This window comes from Photobacterium sp. ABD4_091 (assembly GCF_056160145.1).
Genome location: NZ_JBSWWQ010000002.1, coordinates 874,531 through 894,415, shown reverse-complemented (window position 1 = coordinate 894,415; position 19,885 = coordinate 874,531). Strand labels below are relative to the sequence as shown.

At 44.7% G+C, this 19,885-nt stretch carries 21 protein-coding genes and 1 pseudogene; 19 read left to right on the top strand and 3 right to left on the bottom strand.

All coding sequences use genetic code 11. The features are described 5' to 3' along the window. Positions 1–59: 59 nt before the first annotated feature. The 3 genes from ACXAGQ_RS18405 (at position 60) to ACXAGQ_RS18395 (ending at position 2,227) form a co-directional block, all read left to right on the top strand. Entirely contained in the window at positions 60–1,265 is a 1,206-nt protein-coding gene (locus ACXAGQ_RS18405) for an NnrS family protein (RefSeq protein WP_475255777.1), read from the top strand. Positions 1,266–1,338: 73 nt separating this feature from the next. Next, complete coding sequence (locus ACXAGQ_RS18400; RefSeq protein ID WP_475255776.1) at positions 1,339–1,509, top strand: YoaH family protein; 171 nt, start codon at positions 1,339–1,341, stop codon at positions 1,507–1,509. A gap of 202 nt (positions 1,510–1,711) precedes the next feature. Next, on the top strand, positions 1,712–2,227 hold the full coding sequence (locus ACXAGQ_RS18395; RefSeq protein ID WP_475255774.1) for a phosphohydrolase: 516 nt from the start codon (positions 1,712–1,714) through the stop codon (positions 2,225–2,227). Positions 2,228–2,283: 56 nt separating this feature from the next. Here the strand turns inward: ACXAGQ_RS18395 and nadE are convergent, their stop codons facing one another. Then, positions 2,284–3,120 carry an ammonia-dependent NAD(+) synthetase gene (gene nadE, locus ACXAGQ_RS18390; protein WP_475255773.1) on the bottom strand — a complete coding sequence of 279 codons (837 nt, stop codon included), beginning with the start codon at positions 3,118–3,120 and terminating at the stop codon, positions 2,284–2,286. A 182-nt stretch (positions 3,121–3,302) separates the two neighbouring features. Between nadE and ACXAGQ_RS18385 the strand changes: the two genes are divergently transcribed. Both ACXAGQ_RS18385 and ACXAGQ_RS18380 read left to right on the top strand, forming a co-directional pair. Continuing rightward, positions 3,303–3,821, top strand: coding sequence for a nicotinate-nicotinamide nucleotide adenylyltransferase (locus ACXAGQ_RS18385; protein ID WP_475255771.1), 519 nt, complete (start codon positions 3,303–3,305; stop codon positions 3,819–3,821). A 136-nt stretch (positions 3,822–3,957) separates the two neighbouring features. After that, the gene (locus ACXAGQ_RS18380) at positions 3,958–4,416 is read left to right on the top strand and encodes a hypothetical protein (protein WP_475255769.1); all 459 of its coding nucleotides are present in this window, start codon (positions 3,958–3,960) and stop codon (positions 4,414–4,416) included. 17 nt (positions 4,417–4,433) lie between these two features. Here ACXAGQ_RS18380 and ACXAGQ_RS18375 read toward each other — a convergent pair whose 3' ends face one another. After that, complete coding sequence (locus ACXAGQ_RS18375) at positions 4,434–5,066, bottom strand: hypothetical protein (protein ID WP_475255768.1); 633 nt, start codon at positions 5,064–5,066, stop codon at positions 4,434–4,436. Between the two features lie 240 nt (positions 5,067–5,306). On the opposite strand from ACXAGQ_RS18375, the gene ACXAGQ_RS18370 reads away from it, so the two are divergent. Continuing rightward, entirely contained in the window at positions 5,307–6,686 is a 1,380-nt protein-coding gene (locus ACXAGQ_RS18370; RefSeq protein WP_475255766.1) for an ATP-binding protein, read from the top strand. 43 nt (positions 6,687–6,729) lie between these two features. Here the strand turns inward: ACXAGQ_RS18370 and ACXAGQ_RS18365 are convergent, their stop codons facing one another. Continuing rightward, the gene (locus ACXAGQ_RS18365; protein WP_475255765.1) at positions 6,730–7,170 is read right to left on the bottom strand and encodes a hypothetical protein; all 441 of its coding nucleotides are present in this window, start codon (positions 7,168–7,170) and stop codon (positions 6,730–6,732) included. A 270-nt stretch (positions 7,171–7,440) separates the two neighbouring features. Between ACXAGQ_RS18365 and ACXAGQ_RS18360 the strand changes: the two genes are divergently transcribed. From ACXAGQ_RS18360 to ACXAGQ_RS18300, 13 genes and pseudogenes are all read left to right on the top strand, one after another. Beyond that, positions 7,441–9,564 carry a TonB-dependent siderophore receptor gene (locus tag ACXAGQ_RS18360; RefSeq protein WP_475255763.1) on the top strand — a complete coding sequence of 708 codons (2,124 nt, stop codon included), beginning with the start codon at positions 7,441–7,443 and terminating at the stop codon, positions 9,562–9,564. A 196-nt stretch (positions 9,565–9,760) separates the two neighbouring features. After that, complete coding sequence (locus ACXAGQ_RS18355; RefSeq protein ID WP_475255761.1) at positions 9,761–10,522, top strand: DUF3450 domain-containing protein; 762 nt, start codon at positions 9,761–9,763, stop codon at positions 10,520–10,522. Position 10,523: 1 nt separating this feature from the next. Further along, positions 10,524–11,855, top strand: a complete 1,332-nt coding sequence (locus tag ACXAGQ_RS18350) for a MotA/TolQ/ExbB proton channel family protein (RefSeq protein ID WP_475255759.1) — start codon at positions 10,524–10,526, stop codon at positions 11,853–11,855. Then, complete coding sequence (locus tag ACXAGQ_RS18345; protein WP_475255758.1) at positions 11,855–12,415, top strand: MotA/TolQ/ExbB proton channel family protein; 561 nt, start codon at positions 11,855–11,857, stop codon at positions 12,413–12,415. Before ACXAGQ_RS18350 ends, ACXAGQ_RS18345 begins: the two co-directional genes overlap by 1 nt. Then, positions 12,415–12,819 (top strand): ExbD/TolR family protein, encoded by a 405-nt coding sequence (locus tag ACXAGQ_RS18340; protein WP_107296501.1) that lies wholly within the window; start codon positions 12,415–12,417, stop codon positions 12,817–12,819. Before ACXAGQ_RS18345 ends, ACXAGQ_RS18340 begins: the two co-directional genes overlap by 1 nt. Beyond that, on the top strand, positions 12,819–13,436 hold the full coding sequence (locus ACXAGQ_RS18335; protein ID WP_475245438.1) for an energy transducer TonB: 618 nt from the start codon (positions 12,819–12,821) through the stop codon (positions 13,434–13,436). The genes ACXAGQ_RS18340 and ACXAGQ_RS18335 overlap by 1 nt, the downstream gene beginning before the upstream one ends. Next, on the top strand, positions 13,433–14,611 hold the full coding sequence (locus ACXAGQ_RS18330; protein WP_475255756.1) for a tetratricopeptide repeat protein: 1,179 nt from the start codon (positions 13,433–13,435) through the stop codon (positions 14,609–14,611). The genes ACXAGQ_RS18335 and ACXAGQ_RS18330 overlap by 4 nt, the downstream gene beginning before the upstream one ends. Positions 14,612–14,955: 344 nt before the next feature. Next, the gene (fusA, locus tag ACXAGQ_RS18325) at positions 14,956–16,980 is read left to right on the top strand and encodes an elongation factor G (RefSeq protein ID WP_475255755.1); all 2,025 of its coding nucleotides are present in this window, start codon (positions 14,956–14,958) and stop codon (positions 16,978–16,980) included. Positions 16,981–17,084: 104 nt separating this feature from the next. Then, a complete protein-coding gene (locus tag ACXAGQ_RS18320; protein ID WP_475256630.1) occupies positions 17,085–17,459 on the top strand; it encodes a GNAT family N-acetyltransferase in 375 nt (124 codons plus the stop codon). 103 nt (positions 17,460–17,562) lie between these two features. Continuing rightward, positions 17,563–17,751, top strand: coding sequence for a hypothetical protein (locus ACXAGQ_RS18315; protein WP_475255754.1), 189 nt, complete (start codon positions 17,563–17,565; stop codon positions 17,749–17,751). 66 nt (positions 17,752–17,817) lie between these two features. Then, positions 17,818–18,564: pseudogene (locus tag ACXAGQ_RS18310) on the top strand (DUF3626 domain-containing protein). Continuing rightward, on the top strand, positions 18,539–18,907 hold the full coding sequence (locus ACXAGQ_RS18305) for a DUF3626 domain-containing protein (protein WP_475255753.1): 369 nt from the start codon (positions 18,539–18,541) through the stop codon (positions 18,905–18,907). The pseudogene ACXAGQ_RS18310 and the gene ACXAGQ_RS18305 overlap by 26 nt, the downstream one beginning before the upstream one ends. Positions 18,908–19,040: 133 nt before the next feature. Next, positions 19,041–19,874 carry an alpha/beta hydrolase family protein gene (locus tag ACXAGQ_RS18300; RefSeq protein ID WP_475255752.1) on the top strand — a complete coding sequence of 278 codons (834 nt, stop codon included), beginning with the start codon at positions 19,041–19,043 and terminating at the stop codon, positions 19,872–19,874. The last annotated feature ends 11 nt before the right edge of the window (positions 19,875–19,885 follow it).

Below are 19,885 nucleotides of genomic sequence, written 5' to 3'. Positions count from 1 at the left end.
TTTTCATTGCGACTTTAAAGGTGTATTATCTATGCATGTTTAAAGTGGGTAATAAAACCATGATGCAAATTCTAGATAGTGAAAAAGAGCAAAAGATCCTGCCTTTATTTCGCTTGGCATTCCGTCCTTTTTTCTTAGCGGCTAGCTTCTTGTCAGTTGTCTCGATGTTACTTTGGGGGCTGTTCTGGGCAGGGAATGTTTCTTTAGCAAATTATATGTATAGCAACCCGGTTTGGTGGCATAGCCATGAAATGCTGTTTGGGTTTACTGGCGCCATCATCATTGGATTTCTACTGACCGCGGTACAAAACTGGACTGGTAACCCTGGTGTTAGGGGCTGGAAGCTGGCAGCCATTTTCTCACTGTGGCTTGTTGCTCGCTTGGCAATGTTCTCCAGTACACCACATCTGATTTGGATGCTTATTGACCTATTGTGGATGCCACTTGCTGCCGCCTTCTTAGTGTATCCGATCATTGTGCGCCGCCAGTGGAACAACTTATTCTTTGCACCGCTAATCGTATTGATGACAGTGCTTAATGGCCTGTTTCACTTGATTGCACTTGGCTTGGTTGATATTTCTTTGCGTACTGTCTCATTTGCAACCGTCATGGTGATCAGCACCATTGTCTTGGTTGTTGGGGGCAGGGTGATCCCGTTCTTTACATGGCGGGGGACGAATACGGAACAAATTACTCGTATCAAGTGGCTGGAATACAGTTCCCTAGTGCCTAGCTGGTTACTGCTGATGAATGTGCTGTTATCTATACCAGAAAGTGTATCTGCGATCTCTTTGCCTATCTTGCTAGTAGTAACTGGCGTGATGAACTTATTACGCTTTATTCGCTGGAGAAGCCTTTCAACAATTAATGTTCCATTGCTTTGGCTGCTGCATTTTGCGTATTTGGCAATGGTAGTCGGTATGATTTTACTTGGGCTGCATTTTTGGTCAGGCGTAGTGGGATACAGTTTAGCACTGCATGTATTAACGGTCGGCGGCATTGGGTGTATGATTCTTGCAATGATTGCTCGGGTGTCATTAGGTCATACAGGTCGGCCTCTACAGATTAAACCGCTGGTGGTAATGGCATTTGTTGCATTGGTATTGGCAACATTGTCTCGTACCTTACTGATCGCCTTGGATCCTGTAATGACTATTCAAGGGTATATTATATCCGCTGGGTTGTGGGCCTTTGCATTTGGTATATTTACAGTTGTATATTTCCCAATTTTATCGAAGCCCCGTTTAGATGGGCGCCCTGGGTAAGGTTAAATAGAAGGTGACAATTTGAGCGCAAGCCAATAAAATACGCGCTCTATTATTTCGGGTAAGATGATTTATGTTTAACAACACTCCGACACTGACTCACGCGCAGCAACAAGAAGCGGCAGAAAAAATTCATGAGCTGATGGCTCAAGGGATCAGCAGTGGTGAAGCGATTATGATGGTGGCAAATGCTATTCGTGAAGCAGAAGCCAAAAAAACTGAATCGGAAGACGAACAGGAATAATTTGTCTTATCCCTGATACGAATCTACAAAATGGGCGCTATTTGCGCCCGTTTTTTCATCAAATCGTGCAATAAATCCCAGTTGTTTGTATGGGATTGAGTAAAATCAGTCATTGAAAGCGTAAATCACACCCTGTTTATAATTTGGCCTAATTTTGTTTGGGTGTGGTCTTGTTAGATTTTGATGAAGGAGGGAAGGATGAATGAATAACCGTTACCTCAAGGCTCGTACATTGGCCCGGGCCAAGCACAAAGGACAGATGTACGGTGACGTTCCTTATTATATCCATCTCGATGCAGTATCTCGTTTAGCAAGCCCTTTTGGCACTGATGCCATGATTGTGGCTCAACTGCATGATGTACTTGAAGATACTGAAGCCACGATAGATGAGTTAGTGGCTGATTTTGGTTTTCTTGTTGCTGATGCTGTGAGTTATATGACAGATGAAAAACTGGAACGCCGTCAAGACAGAAAGCTTCAAATCAACCAAAGGTTGGCAAATTTAGATACTGTTGAAGAAGCCGCAAGGGTTGCCCTGATTGTAAAGGCTTGCGATCGTCTAGCGAATGTTCGGGCAAGCTTGTACAGCAATCATCATTTTTATCAATTGTATCAAGAAGAACACCAGGCATTTAAGCAGGCGGTTTATCGAAAAGGACTCTGTGAAGCTATATGGTGGGAGCTAGATAACTTATTGCGCTATTCAGAAGCATCATAAAAGAAGGGCTCAACATAGAGCCCTTTTTTATTAGCTTGACGTGAAGATGATTTGAATTAGTCTTCGTCGTAAATGGTAGGGATCGGCTGGCGTTTGTGTTGTGTCACTTTGAAAATGCCTACTAGACGATCAGCCACAGCTTGGTCAACCGCTTTGCCTTCTAGGAAATCATCGATTTGATCGTAACTGACGTTCAGCGCGTCTTCATCCGCTTTTTGTGGAGCCAGTTCTTCAAGATCAGCAGTAGGGACTTTACGCACTAATTGTTCTGGCGCACCAAGTTTGGCGGCTACCTGGCGAACCTGGCGCTTATTCAGGCCAAATAATGGTGCCAAATCGCATGCGCCGTCTCCGAACTTAGTATAAAAGCCAGTAATATTTTCAGCTGAATGGTCAGTGCCCAAAACAAGGCCGCCGACAAGACCTGCGATTTCATACTGGGCAATCATACGGGTACGCGCCTTGACATTGCCTTTGACAAAGTCGATAGCGCCTTCGCTACTAGGAACTAGGCCTGTACCTTCTAGTGCCAGTAGGGTGCTAGCGTGGGTGCCGTCAACACCATCTTTGATGTTTACGCTTACAGAATGGCTTGGCTTAATAAAAGACAGGGCAAGCTGTGCTTCATCTTCGTCTTTCTGTTCGCCGTAAGGCAAACGAACAGCAATAAATTGGTAGTCTTGCGTTTGCTCAGCAGAATTTAGGTTTTCAACAGCTAATTGTGCTAAACGACCAAGAGTAGTTGAATCAACACCACCACTGATCCCTAAAACCAGTGATTTGCATCCTGACTGTTTGAGTTTCTTCTGGATAAACGCAATACGGCGTTCAATCTCAAAGTCCACGTCAATTTCTGGTAATACGCGCATCTCGTCGCGGATTAACTGTTCCATAATGAATCAATCCTCAGGGGCTCGCCCAATTTGTAACCATCTAGCGTAATTTAATGCAAAAAAATGATGAATTGCATTAAACGTTTTGCAAAATATGCGATAACTCTATGTAAGGATCAATCCTCTTACGTTAAATAAGTAAAATAATCAGTAAAACGGCATAAAAAAAGGACATTTCAGTCATGACAGCATCAATTGCCATTTTTGGTAGCGCATTCAACCCACCGAGCTTGGGGCATAAGTCGGTGATCGAACGTTTAGGTCATTTCGATAAAGTATTGCTGCTCCCTAGCTATGCTCATGCCTGGGGAAAGCAAATGTTAGACTATGATGCGCGTTGCCAATTGGTTGAGGCCTTTATTGAAGATTTAGCTTTGCCGAATGTAGAAATATCCAGATTAGAACAGGATATTGCGGTAGGTGATGAGGCAGTCACCACTTTTACGGTGCTTGAGTCTTTGCAATCTATCTATCCAGAAGCCAATTTAACCTTTGTTATCGGGCCGGATAATTTTCTTAATTTTTCGAAGTTCCATAAGGCAACTGAGATCACCCAGCGGTGGCAGGTGCTTGCATGCCCCGAAACGGTGAAAGTTCGCAGTACTCAAATACGAGAGCAGATTATCAATAGTGGCGAAATTTCACATTTAACAACGGATAAGGTTGCTAAATTGCTGATTGCTAACAGGCTGTATGGGTAATTAAGGCTGGTACTGCCTTACTTAGTATGTGTTCTGCTAGATGCGCTCAAATAATTTTCTAGGGTAGCTTTCTAGAATAGCTATTGCAGAATAGGGTTGTTGATTGTTTCTTGATTAGGCGTGCTGAGTAGTCGCGATGTTTGTGTTTAATGCGTCAGCAGGGATGTTAATTGCAGCTGTTTACTTCAACGCATCCTCGTGTTTTTTAGTCTCTGAATGTCTGCCGTATGATTTTCATGATGACTATGCTGAGGAACGGGTTCCACCGGTGAACTCGGCTTTGGAGTGGAAAATGACAGAAAAATCAGAGGTAAGTTTCTGGGATAATTGGGCAAAAGAGTTAGACTCACCGGTCTTGTCTTCAAATCTCTCATCGAGCTTCTATGGGATCGGGGTGTGGATGCCCGATAAATTCGCCGAAGACGACTTACTGGATTTTGATGAAGTAAAAGAGCTAATGAAGAAGTACGGGCTGCAAATGAGCTTTGGCATCGGTGGAGAAGACGGCAAGTCTCCGCGTCTTCGTTTTGATTATCGCTGGCATGATGATCGCGACTTAGAAGATGTCTTCATTCAAGTAGAGATCCCGTTCTGAAAAGACTTGCCTCTACGTTATTTTTCAATGAGCTTTGAAGCGAGTTTACTCGGCTTGTAACCCTCTAATTGCACTTGATCGAAAGAGAGTGCCTTAATTTCGGGGAAGCGCTCAGTCATCAATGGCTTATCCCTTTTCACGTCATAACGGTGGTGGATTATCCCGAAACCACTCGGGTAGGGTGTATTCCAAAATTGGCTGTTTGCAACCAAGCTCGAGGTGATGAATTGGCCGATATAAGTAACTTGGTCAGCGGAGATATTGAAGAATATTGCCAGGTTATCATTAGATTTAGAGCGGACGGTTTGTCGGCCGTTACTGCCTTTGAAGTGAACTTGGTTGATTTCATACTGGCCGACTGGCAAAGCGGTGACGAAAACTTGACCTTTCTCAGTGTCAGAGCTGAAGTCGGTATTCCTGGGTTGCGTTGTTGTTAGGGTCATAGACTCTGATTGACCGACAGGACGGATAGATAAGGTTGTAATAATACCCTCACCAGTAGAAGGCCACTCCGTTGTGACGCCAAGAGTGCCTGCTAGATAGCCTATTTTTGCATCAGTATTGGCGATGCTATCGGGGACATACAAATTAATGCCTGAGCTGCATCCCAAAAGCGTTAAAGAGATAAAGAAAATGGTAAAGTGTTTCATTTGTTGCATCCTTGCAAATTCAATTACTACTTTAACGTGCTGATATTACAACACCATTTAACATTATATATGTATTAGAAGACAGTTATGTAAACTAAATTTGTTGATTTGATACCTGAAATTAATGATCATAATTCTGTTAATGACGTGTTTGCCACATTTTTCGATTTGGGATTAAAACAACTGAGAGTAAGTTGCCGCTTGTGTTAACCTAGCAAAAAATTCCTTTCGTCTTCTGCAATGAGCCATCATATTATTCAAAAAATAAAGTCTGCTTTCTGTCTCGGTGACCGAGACGGCTTGGCATTTAAGCTATTCTCTTCCTTTGCTATCAGCCTGTTTATTATTCTGTTGCTTCAAAACCTTGCAGAAGCCGCTATGGTAAGAGTAATGTTACACATCCCTGAAAGGATCAAAGCGGAAATGGTCGATATGGCCTATCAGGCTGAAGTGAATATCCGAGAGGGGGACATGGATGAACTAGCTGACTGGGAACGGGGGCAGAAGTACTATCTGTTTGTACTTGACGATAAGCAACAGGCTATCAGCGGCCGAGAGATGCACCCTCACTTTGAGTTCAAGCTTCAGTATGCGCGTGATATTGAAACTGTTTTTGACAATGAAGTTAATCAGCCAATAATTGCTATCCCGCTTCAAACTGGTCATACGCTATTTATACAGTTTCCGCATCGCCATCATCCGGCACGACTATTTACCTATTACTTTTCGATAATCAAGATAGTGATAGCAGGTTTAATACTTGGCGTGTTGTCGCTTTTGCTGGCGAGGTATTTACAGCAACCGCTCAACAAACTCCAAATTGCTAGCCATCGCCTTTCGGAAGGGGACTTCTCTGTCAGGGTAGGTCAAGAGGTTGGTGATTCGGTAACAGAGTTCGCTTCCCTAGCAAATAGTTTTGATCATATGGCCCGCCGAATTGATGCATTATCTGAAAAGCAGAAATGTCTGATCCGAGACGTATCACATGAACTTAAAACGCCTCTGGCAAGGCATGATTTGGCATTGCATTTATTACGAAGAAAATTGCCGCATGAGCAACACGGTTTATTAGATCGCTTAGAGCGTGAGTCTTCGGAAATGAATGAGTTAGTTAGCGAGATCCTTGAATACAGTCGGTTAGAGAATGCTAATTATCAGTTAAAGCTTCGCCCAACAGAACTGTCTAGCCTTTGTGCCCTTCAAGTGGACAAAATGCAAGATGTATTGAATCATGGGCAATCATTACACTTCGCTAGTGGCCATATTGAAAGACTTGCACTGGCAGACAACAGCCTTGTGCTTCGTATTCTCAATAACTTAATAGGAAATGCTATTAAATATGCTGGAGATACGGCCAGTATCAAGGTTTCGGTTCGTGCCGGCAATGAGGCAGTTGAGGTCTTAGTCGAGGACAATGGTAAAGGCATTTCAGCTCAGCACCTCGCACACATATTTGATCCGTTTACCCGGATTGAATCATCCCGTGAAAAGCAAACGGGAGGCTATGGGCTAGGCCTTGCGATTGTGAAAGAGGCGGTTTCAATTATGAATGGAAACGTCGAAGCGGAAAATTTGACAGCAGGCTTTCGGGTTAAGGTTCAACTACCCATTGCCGCTTAAGCTTCTGATAAACAAAGCCCGATGCATTGCATCGGGCTTAGTGTTATTTCTTCAAACGTTCGACATCAATAACGTTTTTGAATTTTCCGGCCTTACTGAAAATGTAATCTACGTCTGGCGGGAAGTCTTTATTACTCTTGGCGTGTTTCATCATGTCAAACACCGTGAATTCAGTCATCACAGCGTACTGGTATTCTTTGAAGTCACCTTCAGCTTGTAGGGTTGGGTCATAATATTTATCGCCTTTACGGATGATTGCATGGTCTACAACCTCTTCGCCGCAGCGATAGCCAAGTACGTAACGATCACCTTTTCCGTAAATGACGTTCATATAGCTGTTATAGAAACATTCACCCTCAGTCGATGTACACGACTCAAGTACATCCTCATCCATTGCAGAAACGGTGACAATGCGCATTTTTTCTGCTTTTAGGTTAAGGGCTGTCAGTTGCTGACAAACGTTATCTAGGTTTACTTCTGTCACTTCAAATGTACCGATAATTTTAAAAAAAACGTCGCATTATACCTGCCTGCAGCGGAAATGACACACTTCATGTATAGGGCACGGTGAAGAGTCAGCTTGACGTAACTTTACACTCCTTTACGAATGCAAAGAATGTAAATTAACTGCAAATGGTAATGGTTATCACTTATATTCCTCCCCAGCACAAAAATGCATGTGGGTACAACTAAGACGCCTCATAGCAAATCAATAACAAGGCGCTGTATCTCAAACAATTTGGAGTAACGGAATATGTTTAACAAAAGTCAATTGACTTTACTTATTGGTTCCATCCTAGCTGCACCAACTGTGTATGCCCAAGAGCACACTGCGACAACCGATGTCGATGAACACATGGTGGTAACCGGTCGTGATTACGGTTACAAGGCAGATACCAATACATCTGCGATGCGTATTGAAGCGAGCCAGTTGGAAACAGCGGGGCAGGTCTCTGTTATTGATGAGCAGTTGATTGACGAACAGCGCGCTAGTTCGTTAGATAAAGTACTGCAAAACGATTCAAGCGTATCTGTTGGTGACAAAACCCGTAACCGAGTGACATATTCTTTGCGTGGCTTTGAGATCCAAAGCGGCAGTGGTTTTTTGCGTGACGGCAAACAACATTGGTCTCATTACCGTCAGCCTATCGAGCTATTAGAGCGAGTAGAAGTTGTTAAAGGCCCGTCAGGTTTGCTGTATGGTAAATCGGCTCCAGGCGGTTTGATCAACATGGTTTCGAAGAAACCAACATACGACACACAAGTGAATGTTAGCCAGGATATCGGTTCTGACAACGAGTCACGAACCGTTGTCGATGTCAGCGGTTCGCTAAATGAAGAGCAAACTCTTCGCGCCCGTGCAATCGTCTCTCAGCAAACCTATGACAACTGGCGTACTTACACAGACGGCAGCACACCATCAACAGAGCGTTTTGTCGGTGGGTTGTTTGTTGATTACGACGTTAACGACAACGTCACTGTATCTGTGCATTATGACAAGACTCGCGACAAGGGGAATGTTGACTCGGGTGCATACGTGAAAGACGGTCAAGTCGTACTGGGTAATGAGCATATCTGGGATGCGCAGTGGTCGCAGATTGAAAATAACGTCGAAAACTACGGTATTGATGTAAACGCTCAGCTAACTGATGCATGGCGCATGACAGCGAGCTATAACCATCAGAACTTCTTGCGTCACGATACTGAAAGCTTTTCCCAGCCAGAAACGTATAACCCTGAGACGGGTGAGTTTTTGTACCAAGGCTATGATCGCTCAGATGATTGGCAATATGACACGGCATTTCTTGACTTTGTAGGCGAATTCTCAGCATTTGGAGTGGATCACCAGCTACTTGTAGGGGCTAACTGGTTAGGCTATTTCTACCAGAGACAGCAGCACTCAGACAGTAACTGTGATGAAAATGGTAAGAATTGTAAGTATTACACAGGCACTGTTGGTAAACCAATCACTAAACCTGATGGCCTTGATTACACGACAAAGGAGAAAGGCACACCAACAGAGCGCGATTCATACGGCTTCTATATCCAAGATATGGTAACGTTTAACGACCAGTGGCAAGCATTGGCGGGTCTTCGTTACGACCGTGAAGAAACAAAAGGTAAAGATCTAGTAGAAGATGCTCTGACGCCTAAAGTCGCTGTGATTTACCACCCACAGAGCAATGGCTCAATTTACGCCTCTTATTCAGAAAGTTTTGAGCCACAGGGCGAAGTAACTTCAAGTAATAAGAAAAAGTACCGTAACGATGGTGATCACCTAAAACCTCGTACCGGTAAGCAATATGAGCTGGGTACGAAGTGGGAACTGTTCGACGAACGTTTGTTTGTGACTGGTGCTGTTTTTGACATCGCATTGGAAGATGTCGCGTTGGATATCAAGCACTCAAATGGCGAATACACTAAAACGCAAGGCGGTGAACAAGTACACCGAGGTGCTGAGTTTGCAATGCAAGGTTACCTGACAGAGAGATTCTCGTTACACGGTAACGCGATGTACCTAGACGCTGAGTACAAGAGCCATGCGGACTATCAGGGTAATCGTCCGGCAGATGTTCCAGAATTTGGTGCGACAGTGTGGTCTCGATACGCATTTGAGAACAATACCAATGTTAACCTTGGATTGACATATGTTGGTGAGCGTTACGGTGATGATGCTAACACGTTTAAGAAAGATGCTTACACGCGTGTAGATATGGGTATTTCTCATACTATCCATTATGATCAGAACCTAGATTTCATCGCTCGCTTCAATGTGGAAAATGTCTTTGATACGGATTACATGATGGGTGGTGATAACACCAATGTAACCCTTGGCGAAGGCCGCAATTACATGGCGATGTTACAAGTACGTTACTAGTTGATTAATAAAGAGGGAGGGCTGTGTGCTCTCCCTTTTACTGTTTAATTAAATAATGTAAATCCAAATGATATTGATTTTCATTTGTTGTATATTAATTTTCACTCATTGACTAGCACTCGATGAGTTTATTTGTTTTTGGTATAGCCTTCATAGATTGAAGATTTTTAACGTTTATTAGTGCATTGATTTTAAAATGAATATCAAGAAAACTAGCCTCGCGCTATTGGTACTTAGCCTCACAGCTGGCGCACAAGCCAGTACACTAGGTGACGCTCGCAGCCTTGAAAGCTCGATGAATGCGGCCTCAGCTAACAGCCAGAAGAAAATTGACCGTAGCGCCGAAGCAACGTTGTCAATGAAAGCGGAAATCGAACAGCTTCAGGAAGAAGTACAGAACCTGCAGGTTTATCGTGACCACCTTGCCAATCTGGTTAACAGCCAGAACCAAGAAATGGCAAGCCTCAACCAGCAGATTGATGGCATTAAAGATACCCGACAGGGTGTGGTGCCATTGATGTACAGCATGCTTAATGGCCTAAAGACCAATGTCGAATCAGACAAGCCTATCCGAAAAGAGCAACGTTTGGCGCGTATTGAAAAGCTAGGAAAGATGATGGTGCAGGCTGATATTAGCGATGCAGAAAAATACCGTCGTATTCTCGAGGCTTATCAAATTGAGCTCGATTACGGTACTAAAATGGGTGTCTATCAGGGCCAACTGGCGCTAGAAAGTGGCTCGATTGAAGCAGATATGCTCTACCTAGGCCGTGTTTCCCTTGTTGCTCGCAGCCTTGATGGAACCAACTACTGGTCTTGGAACGAGAAAGAGTCGGTGTGGCAATCACTTGACCACTCTTTTGCATCAGACATCAACAAGGCTTTTGCAATTGCATCAAAGCAAGCGGCCCCGAGCCTAATTACACTGCCAGTTTCAGTTAACGTGGAGACGAAGTAACATGAAAATCAAAGCGTTAGTGGCAGCATTGTGCCTGTTTACCGTTCCTGTAGTTTCTGCAAATACCTCGTTAGTTCAAGATACCCGTCAAGAAGCCAAAGTTCAGCAGCAACACAATGCTGAGCGTGAACAAGGCTTCAAGATGACTGAGCAAGAATTCAAAGCTCAGCGTGATGCTTTAATTAAACAACGTCAGAAGCTACAAGCAGAAACAGACAAGCTAAGTACGACGTTCAGCTCAAATGAAAACGATTTGGCGAAACTGGAAGAGCAGCTTCGACTAGAAACGGGCAGCCTGGGTGAATTGTTCGGTGTTGTTCGTCAAGCCGCCAAAGATCTTGATTCTGAAATGGGCTTCTCAGTAACGGGTGTTGACCGAAAAGAATACCGTCAGGTTATCGACAGCATTGTTGAAGCAAGAACACTACCTTCATTAGAAGAACTGAACGGCCTGTGGAAAGGACTTGAAGAGCAAATTCAAGCCAGCCGTGAACTGCGTGCGGTATCTGTACCATTTATCGATGGGCAGGGTAAGAGTGCAAGCGTTGATGCATACCGTTTAGGCAGCCTTGGCCTAATTGGCGACCAAGGTTACCTAGCTTGGGATGGTAAGCGTGAATCGGCTAAACCGTACTTGAAACAGCCGCAAAACGGCCCTGTTAGTAATCAGCTTTCTCAGCTTGAGCAAAGCGGTATGCAGTCAATGGTTGTCGACCCATCTCGCGGTATCATGCTTGAACAACTTGCTAATGCGCCCGAACTGAAAGATCGCATCGAGCATGGTGGTGTGGTTGGTAAGATCATTCTTGGCCTATTGGCAATTGGTCTGTCCATTGGCCTTTTCCGGGGTGCTAAGTTATTTGCTATCCGTCAACAAATCAAAAAGCAGCTTAAAACACCCGAAAACCCAGGCAACAACCCACTGGGTCGCGTACTAAGTGTTTACAGCAAAGAACATAACCGCAGTGTTGAAGCACTTGAATTGCGTTTGCTTGAAACGATTGTTGATGAGCAGCAAGGTCTAGAGAAAGGCCTTTCAATGCTGAAGCTTCTGGCGGCTCTTGCGCCGATGCTTGGTCTACTGGGTACAGTGACCGGTATGATCGAAACCTTCCAAGTGATCACCCAGTTTGGTAACGGTGACCCGACTGTAATGGCGGGTGGTATTTCAATGGCACTTGTAACGACAGTACTTGGTCTGGTAGCGGCAATGCCACTGCTTTTGGCACACAACATGTTGACGACTCAGGCTGAAACAATTCGTAGTATCTTGGAAAAACAAGGTATTAGCCTAGTTGCTGAGCAAGCTGAAAAAGCAGGAACGACCGCATAATGGAAAGCAATCTGTATGAAGTTCCGCTAGTGCAAGCTTCATTCTTTGATGCTTGGAAATACTCACTTGAGACCTTTATGAACCAAGGTGGTCAGGTTCTCTGGTGGTTGGCAGCGGTTGTGATGTTTTGCTGGATCCTGGTTATTGAGCGGGTGTTATACCTGCTCATTACCTACCCGAAACAGCGCCAGGTTTGGTTGGAAAAGTGGCAATCAAGGGATGACCATGCATCGTGGTACGCACGCTCAATGCGTGATGGTTGGTTGAGCCAAGCTCATATTGCTCTTAACCAAAACCTGAACCTTATAAAGGTTCTTGTCGCTATTTGCCCAATGCTTGGTTTGCTGGGTACGGTTACCGGTATGATCTCGGTATTTGATGTGATGGCAACGCAAGGTAGTAGCCAGCCAAGGCTGATGGCATCGGGGATTTCCCTTGCCACACTACCGACAATGGCCGGTATGGTTGCTGCGCTATCAGGGATGTTTGTGCATTCTCGTTTATCCAAGTCCTGCCACAAGCGCGAAATTAAGTTAGAAAAATTATTGAGGAGTCAGTAATGAGACTGAGTCGTCCTTCTTCCGCCCGTGAAGATGCCCAGGTAGACCTGACGTCTATGCTGGATATCGTATTTATCATGTTGATTTTCTTCATTGTAACCAGCTCATTTGTTCGAGAGTCCGGTGTCGAAGTGAATCGTCCTCAAGCGAGTAATGTTGTTAGCCAGAAAGATGCGGGTATCTTCATTGCTATTACTTCTGCCAACGATGTCTATATCGATAAGCGCGTTGTTGATGTAGAGCGCGTTCAGGCAACACTTGAACACTTACTTCTTGAACAACCAGAAGCCTCTTTGGTGATTCAGGCTGATGAACACGCCTATAACGGTACAGTTGTTAGAGTGATGGATGCCGCTAAAGGCGCGGGTGTACAGAAAATAGCGCTGGCTGCGGAGAAGCGCTAATGCTGCGTATACTCATTGCAATTCCAGCTGCTTTCGCGATGGCGTTAGGCTTGTTCACTTTCATGGCGTGGATGGTCGATAACGGCAACCAGCGACCTGAGGCTGAAAAACAGCTCTTAGCGTTTGATATGGTGATGGTAGAGCAGGAACGTGAAGCCCAACGCAGGCAGCGTGCGGTGCCGGAGAAACCTGAAACGCCGGAACCGCCGCCGCAGGCAATGCCACAGGCGACGAACCAGGCCGTGACCAATACCATTTCGCCTTCAATGCCGAACTTGAATTTGGACGCGTCGGTATCGGGCTTGGCGATTAATATGCCAACCTTCTCTGATTTTGGTTCTAACCAACAGGCGATGCCGCTATACCGTGTTGAGCCGAAGTATCCTTCAAGGGCGATGAAGCAGGGTGCGGAAGGTTACGTTGTCATGTCATTCACCATTGACCCACAAGGTCGGCCCACGGATATCAGCGTACTGGATGCCAAGCCGCGTCGTTTATTTGAGCGTGAGGCTATTCAAGCACTGAGAAAATGGAAGTACCAGCCTAAAGTTGTCGATGGCAAGTCGATTGCTCAGGTTGGTCAAACGGTAAGACTGGAGTTTAAAATACAGAAATGATCAAGAAACTGACATTACTTGTTGCCTTGTCACTACCGTTTGGCCTAATTCCTGAACAGGCTGTATCGGCTGAGCTTTCCCAGTATACGGCGGGGCGAGTGCAGCGAGCACATAACCTTCAGCAAGATGAGAAGTTGGGTGAAGCAATTACGATGCTTGAGGGGCTAAACCCATCTCGGGCATACGACAAGGCCTATGTCCAACGTATGTTGGGTGTGTTCTATTGGCAACAAGATAACACGGTAAAGGCGATTGAAAATCTAACCGATGCCGTCAATTCAGGTTTGCTCCAAGACGAACAGGCATGGGTGACACAGCGCATGCTGGCTGACATTTTGCTCTCAAGTGAAAGGTTCAAGAAGGCTCTGCCGCATTACTATGCCTTGAGCAAGAACATCCCTGAAAATCAGAAAGCTGATGAGCTCTGGCTTCGTATTGCCCAATCGCACTACCAGATTTCTGAGTGGCAACAAACGTTGAGTGCTATCAACACTTATGGCAAGTATGTAGGCAAACTTGATGTGCAACCTTTGACCATCAAGCTGGGTGCCCAATTACAGCTTAAGCAATGGAAAGCAGCATTACCTACATTGGAAAGGCTGATTGCTCTTGAGCCAAACAAGCTTGTTTGGTGGCAGCAGACAGCCGGTATCCAGTTGCGTTTAGGCCAGTCAAAATCGGCACTAGATACGTTGGCGTTGGCACGTAGACAAGGTGTAGAGTTGTCGCAACAAGACTTGAAGACACTGGCTCAGCTTTATGCTCAGCGTGGTATCCCAGAGCGTGCAGCAATTCTTTACTCTCAGCTTGATAATGCTGAGTCAGATGCTGAGCTTGTCGTACTGCAGGCTCAATATTGGCAAATTGCCAAGGAGTGGGATAAGTCTATTGCGGTATGGCGTAAAGCGGCGGCATTGAACAATAAACACCGTTGGCCTTTAGCGCAATTGCTCCTTCAGCAAGGCTACTACCACAAAGCCATTGCTGAGCTTGATAAAGTCAAAGATAAAGAGCATGAAGCAGATGTTGCCCTTGCCAAGGTGCGCGCTTATTACAAGCTCGATAACCTCGAGAAAGCGATTATCTTTGCTAAGCAGGCAGACAATATTGAATCTACTGCTGCGACAAAGAGTTGGGTTAAATACTTGTCTCAGAAAAGGGAGATAGCAAGTTAACGCATAAGGCTTATCACCTTAAACCCAACTCTTTGCTCCTATAAGGCTGCTGTTGTGTTATTCACACCATATGTTGAATGTCACAAAAGTGGCCTTTTTTTGTAACAAATAGCAGACAATATTCATCCCTATGAAATAACTCACATTAAAGCGAAGTTAATGGGCGCAAGCTATTCGAGACAATGAAATAGTAAAGATTGGTTATTCTTACTAATACTCTTGCGGCGATGTGGGCTCTGCTTATGGATATACCCATCCGAAAATTGACCTGGAAGACGAGAAGGCGGGAAACCGCCATACATGCTGAAAAGTAGCGTTTGTCTTTCTGAACTTCGGAGGCTGTTATGTCTATGAATGAAATTCGCAATATCGCAATTGTCGGTCAAAGCGGTGTAGGTAAAACGACACTCATTGAGCGGCTGCTGTTTGAGTCAGAATGCACCACACATCTCGGTAATGTCAAAGAGGGTGACACCGTCACAGACTTTGATGACCAATCAATCCATTATCAACACAGTATTGAAGCCACCCCCGCCGCACTTTGTTGGCAAAAACACCGCATGAATGTCATCGATACGCCGGGTTTGCCAGAATTGTTGGGTCGTACACTCAGTATCTATCCTGCAGTTGAAACTTCCGCCTTAGTCTTTGATGCCAACACACCGCTTAACCAAGTTTCAGAAAAGTTATTTGCTTTTGCCCAGTCCCAGAAAAAGTGTCAGATGATCATTATCAATAAGGTCGATCTGAACCCTGATAAGACACCACTGCTATTACAAGAGATCCAAGCGCACTATGGTCAGGAATGTTTACCGATTAACTTACCTTCGGCAGATGGCCAATCCATTGTTGACTGTTATTTCTCACCAGACTCTGACACCGACACCTTGTGGGATAGCGTTGAAGCTGCGCACGAGCAGCTTATTGATCAAGTTATCGAAGTTGACGAAAATCTCATGGAGTTGTATTTGGAGCAAGGCTCCTCACTGACCCCAGAGCAGCTTCATGACCCATTTGAGGAAGCTTTAAGAACGGGGCATGTGATCCCGGTTTGTTTCGTATCAGCAGAAACTGGGCAGGGTATTTCACTGCTGCTCCAAACCCTGGCGGAAATCATGCCGATGCCTTCGGAAGGTAACCCGCCAATGTTGGAGAAAAAAGGCCAGCAGATCCGTGTTGACTGTGAACAGTTGGATCATACGGTAGCCCATGTTTATAAAGTTAGTGTCGACCCGTATTTAGGTAAACTGGCATATTTGCGGGTATTCCAGGGTGAAATAAATGCGGGTTCTCAGCTTTACATCGGTGAGAACAGCAAGGCCTTTAAAGTTGGCCACTTGTATCAGTTACAAGGGAAGAAACGGTCAGAAATCACCAGTGCGAGAGCGGGTGATTTTTGTGTGTTGGCAAAAGTGGATGATTTGAATTTTGATTCGGTGGTCCATGACTCCCATGATGAAGATAATGTTCTCATGAAAACCATTGAATTCCCTGCGCCCATGTATAGCTTGGCGCTGCAAACCACCAAAAGGGGAGACGAACAGAAGTTATCAGAAGTACTTAACAAAATATCGTCTGAAGATCCTTCATTGCGCCTTGAGCACCGTACCCGCACCAATGAAACGGTATTGGGCGGCCAAGGGGAATTCCACCTCAAAATCGCCTTGGAGAAAATGGCCTCTGTCTATAAGCTTAACGTCATTACCGAGCAGCCGAGCATCGAATATTTTGAAACGGTCACCCAAGCTGCTGAAGGCCACTATCGACACAAAAAACAGAGTGGTGGTGCAGGGCAGTTTGGTGAAGTACAGCTTAAAGTACGCCCACTAGAGCGCGGGGAAGGCTTTGTGTTTGTCAATAAAGTGGTGGGTGGTGCCATTCCAACATCATTAATTCCAGCGGTCGAGAAGGGCATTCGACAGGCTGTTGATGAGGGGGCGATATCTGGTAATCCAATCCATGATATTGAAGTCACTGTGTATGACGGCAAATACCACTCCGTAGACTCCAAGGAAATCGCGTTTGTGATTGCGGGCAAGAAAGCTTTCCTTGACGCGGTAAACAACGCTAACCCTATTGTGCTTGAGCCTATTGTTGAGCTTAATCTCCAGATCCCAACCGATTCTGTTGGTGACATTAGCGGAGATCTTGCAGCAAACCGTGGCGTCATTTTAGGCACGCAATCTGAAGACAATAACTTCACCTCACTGCAAGCGCGGATCCCACAAAATGAGCTGTTGGATTACTCCCAGCGGTTGAGGGCGATGACTGGTGGTGAGGGAAGTTTTAGTATGGCATTGAGCCACTATGAGCCGGCTCCTCAAGTGGTGCAAAAGAAAGTTTGTGGCGCTGCTGAAGAAGCTTGCTAACAGAATCTTTCACCATTAGTACTTGGAAAGATATGAAAGGCTCCTGATATCAGGAGCCTATTTATTGAGCGTTTCAAAACACGGTGATATGTTCATTTATATAGATAACTGGCTGGGAGGTTACGGGATATGGAAACGAAAAGGCTAAAGCTGGTGCCACTATCGCTAGAAAGAGCCTCAAGGACAAAGCCGTTCCGTATTTTGAGATTGGCTACTGGCTGAGAACATCGGCATATGGGTGTGGTTACATGACGGAAGCGGCTAAATGTTTTACTGATTACGCATTTAATGAGCTGAAGGCTAACCGGGTAGAATTTACTGCGGCAGAGCAGAATCAACCAAGCCGGGCTGTTGCCGAACGTTGTGGGTTTGAGTTTGAATGCCTGAAGAATAATGATCGGCGTTTACCATCAGGCGAGCTTGGGCACACTGTGGTATATAGCAAAACAACTGCAGATAAGGAAAAGGTTGATTGGTAAATCAGTGAGTTACTTGCCCCAACCAAATAGTCACCTCTAGACGTTTAAGTTACTTTCCGTTTGGTCGCTTATTTCAAATAGAATTGTTTTGTTTGGAGGTTGGATGTCTCTTGGAGTAAACCTATCAGTTGATGATAGACAAAAGCTATTGTCAGAACTCAAGGCAGTTGTGATGAGCCGTTTTCCAGATCGGGAAGTAAAAATCATCAAGCAAACCCAGCAACAGGGTACCGTGTCATTACATTTCGAAGTGAATGATGGCGGCCTTATTCAAATAGATCTTCCGCAATAGTACCTTGTCGGTGTCGATTTCCATGGTAGATTATTGAATAGCTTGAAAATCTATCATGGAGTTTTGATGAATCATAATACTGCAGCGCTAAATGCGATTCGCTATGTCAGCGAATATGCCCAAACCTTAAACACCAATGAGTTAAGTACCAATGAGCTTCAGGTGTTTGGGCACGTCCTAGAAATGTCTAACATTGACGAGAACTTGGTGTCGCAGTTTTTAGCTAAGATTCAACAGACAGCGCAGATCGCAGCGCACTTCCACCCAGATAGAGTTACTGCAAACGGCCTAACGGTAGTGGAATCAATGCAACACTCAGGTCGTTACCTCAACCAGTTTGAATCTTTGGTATCGAACGGTAAGCTTGACCCACACCAATAAGGCGAGCGTGCCCAGTGGGAAAACTATTTGTTTGGTGATGTATTTGCAAACGCACCGCTAAATCAACGTCCCAAGTACGGCGCGCTAGATATCGCAAAACATATGGATGGTCCGTGCCCGAGATTTGGGTCATGTTATTTTGTATTCAAACCAGAAGTCAGTCAGCGAGCGACATTTTGTTTTGTCGACTCTTACCAAACACCAGAAATTAGAGGTACGCTAGACGCTTTCAAGCCTATTCTTGCTGCAACACTATTAGAATGCTTTGAGAGAGATGCGGTATTAGGTTTATCAAATATACGCCCAAAGCCGTTTATGGAAAGCTATCTAAGAGGCGATCTAACCAAGCACGAAGGAAATGTAGATTTACGGTTAGCTCAATCGAAGGCAAGAAACCTTGATCATTATGTTGAAGCACAAAGTTCACGGTGATATCAGTTTAACCAATGATGTCGAAAGCCTCATTGCTGATGCGTCATTCAAGGGTACAGAGGTTGGCAATGCTCTTGAGCTATTAGCGAATACACATGATATGAAGCTGTGTTGGCGACCAGCGTATAGATTAGCGGTAGAAAGCGTTCCTGATGATTTTCGCGGGCCAAATATGCTCAAGCTTGCCAAACATATTGCCATTGATGGTGAAATTACGGCCTTCGCTATAGGGCAAGCGGCGCAGAGAGTGGCTAATAGTCAACGAAGCTTATCTCCTGAAGAAATACAGGCAGAACTTCAGCAATTGAAATTGCTATGGCATTTTTTGGTTAAATTTGGCTAATCAATTTAGTTACCAAGCTAATTTATATGTGGCATGAAACTGCTTAATTGATCACAAATCGTATAGGCATGGCTGTGTTTATCATGTATCCAAGCTATTTGGTGTTAAGCAATATATTGGTTTGGAGTTTGTAATGGGTGGTCGTCTAGCTTTCGGTTGTTTCGTGCTTTGTCTCTCTGCGGGTGCATTGGCTAATGATTACGGTGAAAGTGTTAAGGTCCCGTTGGTCGAGAGTGGGGTGTTAGGAAAGAGTAGTATTAATCTTGAAGCGACAGTATACAAACCTGAGGGGGATGGCCCTTTCCCCACTGTCATTTTTAACCATGGCTCAACAGGGCCTTATGTTATTCCCAAAGATTACACCATTAACCCTTGGGGCTTCGGTAGGTATTTAGTCAGTAAAGATATTGCGCTGATTATCCCGATGAGAAGAGGGCGAGGGAAGTCCGAAGGAAGCTATGACGAGTTATATACTTGTGACCGTGAAGGTATTAACAAAGGGTTGGACTATGCTGTGCAATCTTTAGATGCTACGTATGACTATTTAATCGAGCAACCATGGGTAGATAAAAACAAAATACTGTTATCAGGTAATTCGCGTGGCGGAATACTGTCATTGGTTTATGCCTCCCAGCATCCAAACGCCTTTTCTGGAGTGATTAACTTTTCCGGTGGATGGGTAGGGGATACTTGTAATAATGGTACTCTATCGCAAAATATCGAGATATTTGAGAATGCGGCTCATAAAATAAAAATACCGACACTATTTATTTATGGCCATAACGACCCTTACTACGCAGATTCGACAATTCAAAGCTTCGTCACTGCTTATGAGGAAGCGGGTGGCCAAGTTGACTTTAAGTTTTACCAGTTAGGACCGGGTGTTTCAGGGCATGAGGTTTTCTATAACTATGGCCACTTATGGTCGTATGTTGTCGACAATTATCTTATTGAAGCCTTCAAGTAATAATAATTACC